The following is a 13,233-nucleotide window of genomic DNA, read 5'->3' as shown; positions in this document are numbered from 1 at the left end:
TTCCTGTTTTCGAATGATTTGATGTCAAATGGCGGACGCCGATCGATCTCGGCGCCGCGACAGTCACTATTCCTGCCGGTCTGCGACAAGGCAAGCTTTGCTTGTGCATGCGACATGCGTAACATTCCCGCTCCTTTCTCGATTTACGCGCGCATAGCGCAACCGGGCCGGGCATGGAGAAGCTGATCGACGAATTCCGCAAGGGCTGGCAGGGCGTGGCAGCGCCATCGCTCGCTCTGAGCCTCGGCTTCGCGGTCGCCTGCCTGCTGGTTGCGACGGTGGCGCGCTGGGGTCTCGCGCATGTGCGGCCCGACGTCTACTTCACCCCGTACTTTCCGGCCGTGTTCTTTGCCGCCGCATTCGGCGGCTTGCGGATCGGCATCATCACCGCGCTGGTCGGCGGCGTGCTCGGCGTCGTCGTCAATTTCAGCGACGCTCTTGCCGATCGCTCCAGGTTCACCTTGCTGACCCTTTATTGGGGCGTCTCCGCCCTCACCATCTGGGGCGTCGAGCATTATCGCGGGATGCTGGCGGCACAGCGCCGGATTTCCAAACGCCTGATCGAGGAAGAAGAATACCGCAAGCTGCTGGTCGACGAGCTCCAGCACCGGCTGAAGAACAAGCTGTCGACCGCGCACGCCGTGCTGCACCAGGTGCTGCACGACCAGCCGCAGGTCTGGGCCCGGATCGATCCGCGGCTACGGTCGCTGGCCGCAACCGACGATCTGATCTCGCGGATCGACAAGGGCGGCTGCGATATCCGCGATCTCCTGATCGCGGAGCTCGGACCTTACGGCCATGTCCGCTTCACGCTCAACGGCGACCGGCTGTTCCTGCCGCCGAAGCTCGCGGTCACGCTGTCCCTGATGTTTCACGAGCTCGCCACCAACGCGGGCAAATATGGTGCGTTCTCCGCGCCGCGCGGATTATTGCAGGTGTCGTGGACCGTCAGCGGCGACCGTCTGACCGTCACCTGGGACGAAACCGAGGGCCCGAGCATCGACAAGGTCTCCGAGCCCGGCTTCGGCACCAAGCTACTGAAGTCAGCGCTGTCGGCTTTCGACGGCAAGTCTGAGGTCTCGTATCTCAAGACCGGCCTGCATTGCATCATGCAATGCCGCATCCCGCAGAACGGTTAGACGCGGCACGAGCGCAAGAGATGCGCGCCCCGCTCGCAGTTTCGTTGCGCGCGTTGACGCTCCGTTAATGACGATGGGTCGGGCGCGTCGCATCGCCGCAAAACACCCCCGTATTTCTCCGTACCCCTTAACCAAACCTAAGAGGGAACTGCGCAAGATCGCGTCCATTGCAAAGGCGCGTTGAAACAACAAGATTCATGACTTCTATGAACGACAACAGATATTCCGGCGCGAGTGAAGCCGAACTCGGATTTCTCAAGGAAATCGTTAGAATGCTGCCTGCCGGCCTGACCGTGCAGGACGCGCAGGGCGAGCTTCTGCTGGTTAACGATGTCGCGGCCGCCCAGCTCGGCATGGACGGCAGCCGTCCGTCGCCCGATCTGACGCCGCGCCGGGCAGCCTGCCAGCGGGCACTGAGGTCCGGCGAAGCGGTCATCTCCGAGGAAGCGCTCCACGACGGAGCTGCACGCCAGGTGCTGCTGACCACCCATCGCCCCGTCCGCGTTGCCGGACGCGAGCTGCTGATCTCGGCGTCCTCCGACATCACCGAACAGAAGAATTTCGAGGACCAGCTATTTCGCTCGGCCTATTTCGACGAGCTGACCGGCCTGCCCTCGCGGCGCGTGATCGAGCATCGCGCCGGCAGCCTGCTCGCGCGCGACGGCAAAGGCGAGCGTTTCGCGCTCGCCTTTCTCGACGTCGACAATTTCAAGCACATCAACGACTATTACGGCCACGCCGTCGGCGACGCGCTGCTGGTCGAGCTGTCGAAGCGGCTCGGGCGCGACCTGCGCGATTCCGACATGCTGTCGCGCATCTCCGGCGACGAATTCCTGCTGCTGCTCTCCCCGATCCAGAGCCAGGAGGAAGTCGCCGAATTCATGCAAGCGACGCTGGAGCGGCTGACCGCACCGTTCTTCATCGACAATTCGGAGGTCTTCGCCTCCACCTCCGTCGGCGTCAGCCTCTATCCCGACCACGGCCGCAGCTTCGAGACGCTGCGTCAGAACGCCGACATCGCGATGTACCGCATCAAGAACAGCGGCAAGGGATCAGCGGCCTTCTTCGACGCCAGCATGGAGCGCGAGGCGCTGGCGCGGATGAAGATCGAGCAGTCGCTGCGGCTCGCCATCCTCGAAAAGCGCTTCTGCTGCGCGTTCCAGTCCAAGGTCGACATCCGCACCCAGGCCGTGACGGGCATCGAGGCATTGGTGCGCCTGCGCGACGACGAGGGCGTGATCCAGGCGCCGGGCTCGTTCATCAACCTTGCCGGCGAATTGGGACTGATCGACGAGCTCACCCATCTCGTGCTCGCCGAGATCGTCAAGTCGATCGACCTGATCAACGACAGCTTCGGCGCGGAAGCGACCATCAGCATCAACGTCGCCGCCAAGCAGGCCGGCAACCCCGAATTCATGCGCAGTTTYGCGCGGGCGCTGGACGAGACCGGCTTTCCGCAGCGCTTCATGATCGAGGTGACGGAAGACGCCTTCGTCGCCAAGAATCATTTCCAGACCGAGATCCTGCCGATGTTCCGCAAGCTCGGCGTCGGCATCTCCATCGACGATTTCGGCACCGGCTATTCCTCGCTCTCGGCGCTCGCCGACATCACCGCCGACGAGATCAAGATCGACCGCTCGTTCATCACCGACATCCATAAGCGCCCGCGCAGCCAGGGTATCTTGCGCGCGATCGAATCCCTGAGCGAAGCGCTCGGCATGACCGTGATCGCCGAAGGCCTCGAATCCTTCGAGGAGCTGGCCTATCTCCAGGCCGCGACCAAGATCCGCTACGCGCAAGGCTATTATTTCGCCCGGCCGATCTTCCTGGAGGAGCTCAAGCTCGCGACCCCCGCCTCCAGCGAATCCCGTCCCGGCGTGTCCAACCGCCCGACGCAGCAGAACCGGCAGGGCTATTCGCGGGCGAGCGGGTACCGGCGGTAGGGCGACAACGGCGCAACGAGTACCGCCGTCGTCCCGGGGCGCGCAAAGCGCGAGCCCGGGACCCATAACCCCAGGGAGCAGATGTGGAGCGAGGCTCCCACTCCTAGTCTTCGCCAAACTTCTCCCTGTGGGTATGGGTCCCGGGTTCGCTTCGCGCCCCGGGACGACGGCAATTGCTGAGCTGCTTACGTGCCATTTCCCCCTTTGAAATTGCTGCCCTTTTGCTAATACACAGGCGGACTTCCCTGAGGTACGCCATGCCCTCCTCCCCCGACGTCAGCGATCCCGCCTATGTCCGCGCGCGGGCGATGGTGACGCTGTTCGAACGGCTGGAGCATCTGTGCGAGGGCGCGATCGCGATCGACCGCGGCGGACGGGTGATCTACGTCAACGAGAAATATCTGGCCTCGCTCGGCCTCAAGCACACCACCGAAGCGATCGGCCGGCCGATCGAGGAGATCATCCCGAACAGCCTGATGCGGAACGTCGCCGAGAGCGGCGAGCCGATCCTGCTCGACATCATGGAGCTCGGCGGCGAGCAGCTCGTGGTGACGCGCATGCCGATCGAGGACGAGGACCGCAACGTCATCGGCGCGATCGGCTTCGTGCTCTACGACCACCTCGAAAGCCTCAAGCCGCTGCTCGCCCGCGTCACCCAGCTCGAGAGCGATCTGCGGCTGGCGCGGCGGCAATTGTCCAACGCCCGCGCGGCGCGCTTCACCCTTGCCGATTTCGTCGGCACGACACCGGCGATCGCGCAGGCCAAGGAGTTCGCCAAGCGCGCGGCGCGGCAGAGCGTGACCGTGCTGCTCACCGGCGAGACCGGCACCGGCAAGGAGCTGCTGGCGCAGGCGATCCACAATGCGTCCTCGCGCGCGGAAAAGCCGTTCGTCAGCGTCAATGTCGCGGCGATCCCGGAAACGCTGATCGAGTCCGAATTCTTCGGCACTGCGCCGGGCGCCTATACCGGCGCCGACCGCAGGGGACGCGAGGGCAAGTTCCGGATCGCCGATGGCGGCACGCTGTTCCTCGACGAGATCGGCGAGATGCCGCTGCAATTGCAGGCCAAGCTGTTGCGCGTGCTGCAGGAGCGCGAGATCGAGCCGCTCGGCTCGGACAAGATCAGCAAGGTCGATGTGCGCGTCATTGCCGCGACCAACGTGGACTTGCGCAAGCGCGTCAGCGACGGCGCCTTCCGCGCCGATCTCTACTACCGCCTCAACGTGCTCTCGATCGACCTGCCCCCTCTGAGAAAATGCCTCGACGATCTGCCCGACATCTGCGCGCGGCTGATCGAGGACATCAGCGCCTCCGGCGATTTCCTCAATGCCAGGATCACGCCGAGCGGATTGTCGGCGCTCGCGCGCTACGACTGGCCCGGCAACGTCCGCGAGCTCCGCAACATTCTGGAACGCGCGCTGATCCTGAGCGATTCCGGGCGCCTGACCGGCGACGATTTCGTTCACATCCTGCCGGTCAGCGCGGAGGCCGGCCCTGGACCGGCGCCGCAGATGACCGGCTCGGTCGTGCCCTATGCCGAAGCCGAGGCGGAGTTCGAGAAGCAGACGCTCGAACATGCGCTCGCCGCCAGCAACGGCCAGATCTCGGAAGCCGCGCGGATGCTGCGCATCTCGCGCGCGACGTTCTACAAGAAGCTCGCCAAGTTCGGACTGGCGTCGGGATCGCCGCCTGTCTGATTTTCGAGACGGCACGTGTCCGGAGTCTCGGACTCCTGACACCGCCATATCGGCGCTCGCCTGTGGCATTCGCGCGTGATCCGCCGCAATTTCAGCCATTCCCGCGCCAAGCCCCGGATCTGGCGCAGGGCTTGCTCTGAGGCGGCCTGAGGAAACGCATGGGCTGATGTGAAGCCAGGGGATCGTTAACGCGAACTCATCGCGGCCTGCGACGATCCGGCACGCGCACGTCAAGAAACTGTCACATGAGCCTCGTGCAAGCTCCGCCGGAAGGTGGAATTGCAATGTATGCACACTTGTGCAAATCGCTGTGATCAAGGCAGTTCATTCAAGGAGGAAATCATCGTGCGTCGATCGCTCATTCTCACGGCAGCCATCCTCGGCCTGGCCGCGAACACCTCCGCGCAGGCCGACGACCTCAAGGTCGCACTGATCTACGGCAAGACCGGCCCGCTCGAAGCCTACGCCAAGCAGACCGAAACCGGCCTGCAGATGGGTTTTGAATACGCCACCAAGGGCACCATGATGCTCGACGGCCGCAAGATCGTCGTCATCACCAAGGACGACCAAGGCAAGCCCGACCTGTCGAAGGCCGCGCTCGCGGAAGCCTATCAGGACGACAAGGCCGACATCGCGATCGGCACGACCTCGTCCGCCGCGGCGCTCGCCATCCTCCCCGTCGCCGAGGAGAACAAGAAGATCCTGATCGTCGAGCCCGCGGTCGCGGACCAGATTACCGGCGAGAAGTGGAATCGCTACATCTTCCGCACCGCGCGCAACTCGTCGCAGGACGCGATCTCGAACGCGGTCGCGATCGGCAAGCAGGGCGTCACCGTGGCGACGCTGGCGCAGGACTACGCCTTCGGCCGCGACGGCGTCGCCGCTTTCAAGGAGGCGCTCGCCAAGACCGGCGCGACGCTCGCCGCGGAAGAATACGCCCCGACCAACACCACCGACTTCACCGCGGTCGGCCAGCGCCTGTTCGACGCGCTGAAGGACAAGCCCGGCCGCAAGGTGATCTGGGTGATCTGGGCCGGCGCCGGAAATCCGCTGGCCAAGCTGCAGGACATGGACCCGAAGCGCTACGGCATCGAGCTGTCGACCGGCGGCAACATCCTGCCGGCGCTCGCGGCGTATAAGGGCCTGCCCGGCATGGAAGGCGCGACTTATTACTACTACGAGATCCCGAAGAACCCGGTGAACGACTGGCTGGTCGCCGAGCACCAGAAGCGCTTCAATGCGCCGCCGGACTTCTTCACCGCGGGTGGTTTTGCCGCCGCGATGTCCGTCGTCGCCGCCGTCACCAAGGCGAAGTCGACCGACACCGAGAAGCTGATCACGGCGATGGAAGGCCTGGAGTTCGACACGCCGAAGGGCAAGATGGTGTTCCGGAAAGAGGACCATCAGGCGCTCCAGAGCATGTATCACTTCAAGGTCAAGGTCGATCCGAACGTCGCCTGGGCCGTGCTCGAGCCGGTGCGCGAGCTCAAGATCGAGGACATGGACGTTCCGGTCCGCAACAAGCGCTGATATCGAATCCCCTCTCCCCGCCCGTGCGGGGAGAGGATCCTTCCCTATTCCAGAGTTATCCTCATGGCCCTGACGTTAGAGACGCGCGACCTCACCATCCGCTTCGGCGGCCATGTCGCGGTCAACAACGTCACCTGCACGTTCCGCCCCGGCGAGCTCACCGCCATCGTCGGGCCGAACGGCGCCGGCAAGACCACCTATTTCAACCTGATCTCGGGCCAGCTGCGCGCTTCACACGGCAGCATCCTGTTCGACGGCACCGACATCACCCAGCATTCCGCGCCGCTGCGCACCCGCGCGGGCCTCGGCCGCGCCTTCCAGCTCACCAACCTGTTTCCGAATCTCACCGTGGAAGAGAACGTCCGCCTCGCGGTGCAGGCGGCCAGCGGCACCCATTACGACATGCTGCGGCCCTGGATGGTCCGCCGCGACCTGATCACCCGCGCCGATTCCATCCTCGACCAGGTCGCACTCGGCAATCGCCGCGGCGTCGCGGCGACTGCGCTGTCGCATGGCGACCAGCGCAAGCTCGAGGTGGCGCTGATGATCGCGCTCGAACCCAAAGTGTTCATGTTCGACGAGCCGACCGCGGGCATGAGCATCGACGAGGTGCCGGTCGTGCTGAACCTGATCGCGCAGCTCAAGCAGGACAAGAGCAAGATCATCCTCCTCGTCGAGCACAAGATGGACGTGGTGCGCTCGCTCGCCGACCGCATCATCGTGCTGCACAACGGACAACTTGTCGCCGACGGTCCGCCGGCCGAGGTGATCGCCTCACCGATCGTGCAGGAAGCCTATCTCGGCGTTGCTCCAAAGAGTGCCGCATGACCGATCTGCTCAAACTCTCCGGCGTGCACACGCATATCGGCCGCTACCACATCCTCCAGGGCATCGACCTCGCAGTCCCCCAGGGCCAGACCACCATGCTGCTCGGCCGCAACGGCGCCGGCAAGACCACGACGCTGCGCACCGTCATGGGCCTGTGGCAGGCCTCCAGCGGCGAAATCACGCTTGCGGGCGAGCGCATCGAGAGCCGCGCCACGCCCGACATCGCGCGGCTCGGCGTCGGCTACGTGCCGGAGAGCATGGCGGTGTTTTCCGACCTCACGGTGAAGGAAAACCTGGTGCTGGCGGCGCGCGACGGGCCGCTCGACGATACCCAGCTCGACTGGATCTTCGGCTTCTTCCCCGCACTGCGCCGGTTCTGGCTGTCGCGCGCGGGAAGCCTCTCAGGCGGACAGAAGCAGATGTTGTCGATCGCGCGCGCCATCGTCGAGCCGCGCAAGCTGCTGCTGATCGACGAGCCGACCAAGGGATTGGCGCCCGCGATCGTCATGGCACTGATCGAGTGCCTGAAGGAGATCAAGCGCAAGGGTGCGACGATCCTGCTGGTCGAACAGAATTTCTTTGCCGCCCGCGAGCTCGGCGACAACGTGCTGGTCATGGACAACGGCACCATCGTTCATCGCGGCGAGATGGCGGCGCTCGCCGCCGACGTGCCGCTGCAGGAGCGGCTGCTCGGCCTGAGCCTGGAGGCGCATCAGTGACTGAACTCGCCGCAAATGATCCGCTGCCGAAGCCGAAGCGCGATCTCGCGCCGATCCTGCTGCCGATCGCGCTGGCGCTTGCGATGATTCCTCTGGTGGGGTCACCCAGCACCTGGCTGACGCTGACCGCCGCGAGTCTCGCCATGGGCATGATGATCTTCATCATGGCTTCGGGGCTGACGCTGGTATTCGGCCTGATGGACGTGCTCAATTTCGGCCACGGCGCCTTCATCGCCGTCGGCGCCTATGTGGCAACCCTCGTGCTGGCGCCGTTCGCGGCCTCGATGCAGGCGGATTCACTGTGGATGAACCTCGCCGTGCTGGCGCCGGCAGCGCTGCTGTCGATGGCAGTGTCCGGCGCGCTCGGCCTGGTCGTCGAGCGCGTGCTGATCCTGCCCGTCTACGGCCAGCACCTGAAGCAGATCCTGATGACGACGGGCGGCCTGATCGTCGCCGAGCAGACGCTCTATGCGCTGTGGGGGCCGCAGATCATCCCGACACCCCTGCCGACCTCGCTGCGAGGCTCCTTCATCCTCGGCGACGTCGCGATCGCCAAATACCGTGTGCTGGCGATGCTGATCGGCCTCGCGGTCTTCATCGCGATCCAGCTCGTGCTCAACCGCACCAAGCTCGGCCTGCTGATCCGCGCCGGCGTCGAGAACCGCGAGATGGTCGAGGCGCTCGGCTATCGCATCCGCCGCCTGTTCCTCGGCGTGTTCATGACGGGATCGGCGCTCGCCGGCCTCGGCGGCGTGATGTGGGCGCTCTATCGCGAGCAGGTCCATGCCTCCATGAGCGACGACCTCACCGTCCTGATTTTCATCGTCGTCATCATCGGCGGCCTCGGCTCGATCGGTGGCTGCTTCATCGGCGCCATCCTGGTCGCGATGGTCGCCAATTACGGCGGCTTCCTGGTGCCGAAACTCGCCCTCGTCTCCAACATCCTGCTGATGGTCGCCATTCTGATGTGGCGGCCGCGCGGCCTCTATGCGGTGACCAGCCGATGATGCTCCTGTCAGGCGATCCGCCGAAGAGCCGCGTGCTCACGCTTCTCCTCATCGTCATCATCCTGGCGCTGGCGGCGACGCCGTTCCTGTTCCCGGGCGCCAAGGCGCTGAACGTCGCGGCCAAGATCTGCGTCTTCGCCGCGCTCGTCGCCTCCTACGACCTCCTGCTCGGCTATACCGGCTCGGTGTCGTTCGCCCACACCATGTTCTACGGCATCGGCAGTTACGCGATCGCGATCGCGCTGTACGGGATGGGCCCGAACTGGGCCGCGGTCGCAACCGGCATCGTCGTCGGCCTGCCGCTCGCGGCGCTGCTCGCGCTCGCGATCGGCCTGTTCTCGCTGCGGGTCGCCGCGATCTTCTTTGCCATGATCACGCTCGCCGTCGCCTCCGCCTTCCAGGTGCTGGCCTCGCAGCTCTCCTGGCTGACCGGCGGCGAGGACGGGCGCAGCTTCCAGCTGCCGGAATTGCTGCGGCCCGGCACGGTGCTGATCTCCAAGAACCTGTTCGGATTCGAGATCAACGGCCGCATCCTCACCTTCTACCTGGTGTTCGCCGTCTCGGCCCTGATGATCCTCGCTTTGTTGCGTGTCGTGAACTCGCCGTTCGGACGCGTGCTCCAGGCGATCCGCGAGAACCGCTTTCGCGCCGAGGCGCTCGGCTTTCGCACCGTCTTCCACCTGACCTACGCCAACTGCCTCGCCGCGCTGGTCGCCGCCAGCGCCGGCATTTTGAACGCGYTGTGGCTGCGCTATGCCGGTCCCGACACCTCGCTCAGCTTCTCGATCATGCTGGACATCCTGTTGATGGTGGTGATCGGCGGCATGGGCACGATCTACGGCGCGATCATCGGCGCCACCATCTTCATCCTCGCCCAGAACTATCTGCAATCGCTGATGGGCGTCGCCTCCAAGGCGGCGAGCGAAGCCGGCCTGCCGTTGCTGCCGGGGCTGTTGCATCCCGATCGCTGGCTGCTGTGGCTCGGGCTGCTGTTCATCGCCAGCGTCTACTTCTTCCCGACCGGCGTCGTCGGACGTCTGCGCAATGCCGGCCGCGACAAGAGTGCGGGCGCTTCGCATTAAGCTGCGGTTAATGATGCAGCGCAGCGGTTGTGATGGGCACGGCACAACCGCGACGTGATTCCCGCCCCACTGCATACGGGCGCGACTGCACAACCGGATTAATGCTTAGGTAACTGGCTTTCCTAAGGTTTGCGCCATTTGTGCGGTGTATTCCTGTCCTTCCAGGGAGGGGGGAAATGCGCCAGGTCTTTTCCACGGTGACAGCCGGAATGTCATCAGCCGCGACCAACGGCTGGGCGGCCTTGGCGCGGCGTGGTCCTGTCCTCTGGCTGACCCTGTGCGGTGTGTTGCTGGTCGCCGGGATCTTCGCCGTGACCGCCATGGCCGTCGGCGAATTCCGCGAGCGCACCCTGGCCAACCGCGAGCGCGAGCTGGAAAACACGGTGCAGCTGATCGCGCGGCACTTCGATCAGCAATTCCAGGATTCCGACGTCGTCGCCGCCGACCTGATCGGGCAGATGAACCTGCCGGAGATCACTTCGCCGGCGATGTTCCGCGAGCGCATGTCCGGGCTCGCGACGAACCAGATGCTGCGGAGCAAGATCAGCTCCGTCTCCTATCTCGGCGACATCGCGATCTACGATGCCGACGGCGAGCTGATCAACTGGTCGCGAGCCGAGCCGCTGCCCAAGATCAACGTCTCCTCGCGCGCCTATTTCCAGACGTTCAAATCCGATCCGATGGCCGAATCGGTCATCCTGGAATCGGTCCGCAGCTTCATCATCGGCAAATGGACCACGATCGTCGCGCGGCGGCTGAGCGGCGCGGACGGCACCTTCCTCGGCGCCATGGTCCGGCGGATCGATCCGGACAGCTACCGGCAGTATTTCGCATCTGTCGCGCTTGCCGAGGGTACGGCGATCTCGCTGTTCGATCGCGAAGGCAAGATGCTGGCCCGCTATCCGCATGTCGAAGAGCTGATCGGCAGGAATTTCAAGGACGCGCCGCTGATGCGCAAGATGCTGGCCGAGGGCGGCCGGCACACGCTGCGCGTCAAGGGACCGATCGACGGCGAGGACCGCCTCGGCTCGGGGGCCTCGCTGTCGCATTTCCCGCTGGTCATTGTCGCGACCAACACCACGAGCGCCGCGCTGGCCGACTGGCGTCAGCAGACCGGCTTCATGGTCACCACGGCAACGCTTTCGGCGATCGTGATCGCATTGATCCTCTTCCTGATCATCCGCCAGATCAGCCGGCAGAACCGGGAAGCCCAGGAGCGGATCGAAGCGGAACGGCTGCGGCTCGACACCGCCCTGAACAACATGTCGCAAGGGCTGATCCTGTACGATGCCGCCGGATTTATCGTCACCTGCAACCGCCGCTACTCCGAGATGTTCGGCCTGTCCGACGACATCATCAAGCCCGGCTGTCACATCCGCGAGGCGATGCAGCATCGCAAGGAGCGTGGCACGTTCGGCGGCGACGTCGAGACGTTTTGCACCGATGTGATGCGGGTCGTCGCCGAGGGCAAGGCCTCCAGCAGGATCCACGAACTGCCCAACGGCCGCGCCTTCCAGGTCATCAACACCCCGCTGGCGCAGGGCGGATGGGTCGCCACGATCGAGGAAATCACCGAGCGGCGCAATCTGGAGCAGGAACGCGACCGCAACTACATGTTCCTGCGCGAGATCATCGATCACATCCCCTCGCAGATCACGGTGAAGGATGCCCTGACGCGGCAATATCTGCTGGTCAACCGGACCGCCGAGGAGCAGTTCGGCCAGTCGGGTGACGTCATCGTCGGCAAGACTCCTTTCGACATGTATCCGGAAGCCGCCGCCAGGATCGTCAACGACGACGACAGCAAGGCGCTGCAGGCGCCCGGGGGATTGTTCAAGGACGAGCACGCCTGGCAGAGCCAGACCAAGGGACCGCGCTACATCACCTCGACCCGGATCGGCATTCGCGACAAGTCCGGCGAGCCGCGCTACCTCATCAGCGTCGTCGAGGATGTCACCGAGCGGCGGCGCGCCCACGACAAGATCGCGCATATGGCGCATTACGATGCGCTGACCGACCTGCCGAACCGCACGCTGTTCCGCGAACAGATCGAACGCGAGCTGGCGAAGGTCGCCGGCGGCGAGCAGTTCGCGCTGCTCTATATCGACGTCGACGAATTCAAGGGCATCAACGATTCGCTCGGCCATCACGTCGGCGACGAGCTGCTGAAGGCGATCGCGACCCGGCTGCGCGGCTGCCTCAAGAAGAGCGACCTGATCGCGCGGCTCGGCGGCGACGAATTCGCGGTGATCCAGAGCGGAATCCAGTCCTCTGCGGACGTGCTGTCATTCGTGACGCGGATCTACGAGGCGATCCGCCAGCCCTATCACTGCCTCGGCCATCAGCTCTCCACCGACGCCAGCATCGGCATCGCGCTGGCGCCGCAGGACGGAACCGATCTCGACCAGCTCATCAAGCACGCCGATCTTGCGATGTACGGCGCCAAGGCCGAAGGACGCCGCACCCATCGCTTCTTCGAGCCGGAGATGGATGCGAGCGCCAAGGCGCGCCTGACCATGGAGCAGGATCTACGCCAGGCGCTGGTGAACGGCGGCTTCGAGATCCACTACCAGCCGCTGGTCGACCTGCGCACCAACGACGTGTCGGGCTGCGAGGCGCTGCTGCGCTGGCGGCATCCCGAACGCGGCTGGGTGTCACCGGCGGAGTTCATTCCGATCGCCGAGGATACCGGCCTGATCAACGAGCTCGGCGACTGGGTGCTGCGCATGGCCTGCAACGAGGCCGCGACCTGGCCGGCGCATGTGCGGATTGCGGTCAACGTCTCGCCGGTGCAGCTCAAATGCGACACGCTGGCGCTGCGGATTGCCGGCGCACTCGCCGCCTCCGGGCTCTCTCCCTCCCGGCTCGAGCTCGAAATCACCGAGGCCGTGCTGATCCGCGACGACGAGGCCGCGCTCTCGATCCTGCACCAGCTCCGGTCGATCGGCGTGCGCATCGCGCTCGACGATTTCGGCACCGGCTATTCCTCGCTGAGCTATCTGAAGCGCTTCCCGTTCGACAAGATCAAGATCGACCGCTGCTTCGTCGCCGACATCGCGGAGACCAGTGGCGCGCCCGTGATCGTGCAGGCGGTGGTGAACATCGCCGCGGCGAGCCACATGACCACCGTCGCCGAGGGCGTCGAGACCGAGGCGCAGCGCGAGATGCTGCGCGCGCTCGGCTGCACGGAGATGCAGGGTTATCTGTTCAGCAAACCGAAGCCCGCCGCCGAGGTGCGAAAGCTGTTCGGTCCGAACGATGCCGCGCCGGTGGCGGCGGTGGCCTGAG

Annotated in this window: 9 protein-coding genes; all 9 read left to right on the top strand. The window is 65.0% G+C overall.

The window, feature by feature from the left end:
* Positions 1 to 173 precede the first annotated feature (173 nt).
* Positions 174 to 1,139, top strand: coding sequence for a sensor histidine kinase (locus tag AB4Z51_RS20815; protein WP_441497878.1), 966 nt, complete (start codon positions 174 to 176; stop codon positions 1,137 to 1,139).
* A 206-nt stretch (positions 1,140 to 1,345) separates the two neighbouring features.
* The gene (locus AB4Z51_RS20810) at positions 1,346 to 3,082 is read left to right on the top strand and encodes a putative bifunctional diguanylate cyclase/phosphodiesterase (RefSeq protein ID WP_441497877.1); all 1,737 of its coding nucleotides are present in this window, start codon (positions 1,346 to 1,348) and stop codon (positions 3,080 to 3,082) included.
* A 257-nt stretch (positions 3,083 to 3,339) separates the two neighbouring features.
* A complete protein-coding gene (locus AB4Z51_RS20805; protein ID WP_354239768.1) occupies positions 3,340 to 4,779 on the top strand; it encodes a sigma-54 interaction domain-containing protein in 1,440 nt (479 codons plus the stop codon).
* Between the two features lie 345 nt (positions 4,780 to 5,124).
* Entirely contained in the window at positions 5,125 to 6,309 is a 1,185-nt protein-coding gene (locus tag AB4Z51_RS20800) for a substrate-binding domain-containing protein (RefSeq protein ID WP_354113292.1), read from the top strand.
* A 63-nt stretch (positions 6,310 to 6,372) separates the two neighbouring features.
* Positions 6,373 to 7,137, top strand: a complete 765-nt coding sequence (locus AB4Z51_RS20795; RefSeq protein ID WP_441497876.1) for an ABC transporter ATP-binding protein — start codon at positions 6,373 to 6,375, stop codon at positions 7,135 to 7,137.
* Positions 7,134 to 7,856, top strand: a complete 723-nt coding sequence (locus AB4Z51_RS20790; protein WP_212095247.1) for an ABC transporter ATP-binding protein — start codon at positions 7,134 to 7,136, stop codon at positions 7,854 to 7,856. The genes AB4Z51_RS20795 and AB4Z51_RS20790 overlap by 4 nt, the downstream gene beginning before the upstream one ends.
* Positions 7,853 to 8,863, top strand: a complete 1,011-nt coding sequence (locus AB4Z51_RS20785) for a branched-chain amino acid ABC transporter permease (protein ID WP_085404082.1) — start codon at positions 7,853 to 7,855, stop codon at positions 8,861 to 8,863. Before AB4Z51_RS20790 ends, AB4Z51_RS20785 begins: the two co-directional genes overlap by 4 nt.
* The gene (locus AB4Z51_RS20780) at positions 8,860 to 9,945 is read left to right on the top strand and encodes a branched-chain amino acid ABC transporter permease (RefSeq protein ID WP_028149341.1); all 1,086 of its coding nucleotides are present in this window, start codon (positions 8,860 to 8,862) and stop codon (positions 9,943 to 9,945) included. The genes AB4Z51_RS20785 and AB4Z51_RS20780 overlap by 4 nt, the downstream gene beginning before the upstream one ends.
* Positions 9,946 to 10,121: 176 nt before the next feature.
* Positions 10,122 to 13,232 (top strand): bifunctional diguanylate cyclase/phosphodiesterase, encoded by a 3,111-nt coding sequence (locus AB4Z51_RS20775; protein WP_441497875.1) that lies wholly within the window; start codon positions 10,122 to 10,124, stop codon positions 13,230 to 13,232.
* Position 13,233 lies beyond the last annotated feature (1 nt).

This window comes from Bradyrhizobium sp. 2TAF36 (genome assembly GCF_052114925.1).
Classification (GTDB): Bacteria; Pseudomonadota; Alphaproteobacteria; order Rhizobiales; family Xanthobacteraceae; genus Bradyrhizobium; species Bradyrhizobium barranii.
Note: the sequence above shows the minus strand (reverse complement) of the source record. Positions and strands in the feature narration are given on the sequence as shown.

Coding starts and splice junctions, on each gene's coding strand:
- AB4Z51_RS20805 (WP_354239768.1), top strand. CDS start 3,340: ATGCCCTCCTCCCCCGACGTCAGCGATCCCGCCTATGTCCGCGCGCGG.
- AB4Z51_RS20815 (WP_441497878.1), top strand. CDS start 174: ATGGAGAAGCTGATCGACGAATTCCGCAAGGGCTGGCAGGGCGTGGCA.
- AB4Z51_RS20795 (WP_441497876.1), top strand. CDS start 6,373: ATGGCCCTGACGTTAGAGACGCGCGACCTCACCATCCGCTTCGGCGGC.
- AB4Z51_RS20790 (WP_212095247.1), top strand. CDS start 7,134: ATGACCGATCTGCTCAAACTCTCCGGCGTGCACACGCATATCGGCCGC.
- AB4Z51_RS20775 (WP_441497875.1), top strand. CDS start 10,122: ATGCGCCAGGTCTTTTCCACGGTGACAGCCGGAATGTCATCAGCCGCG.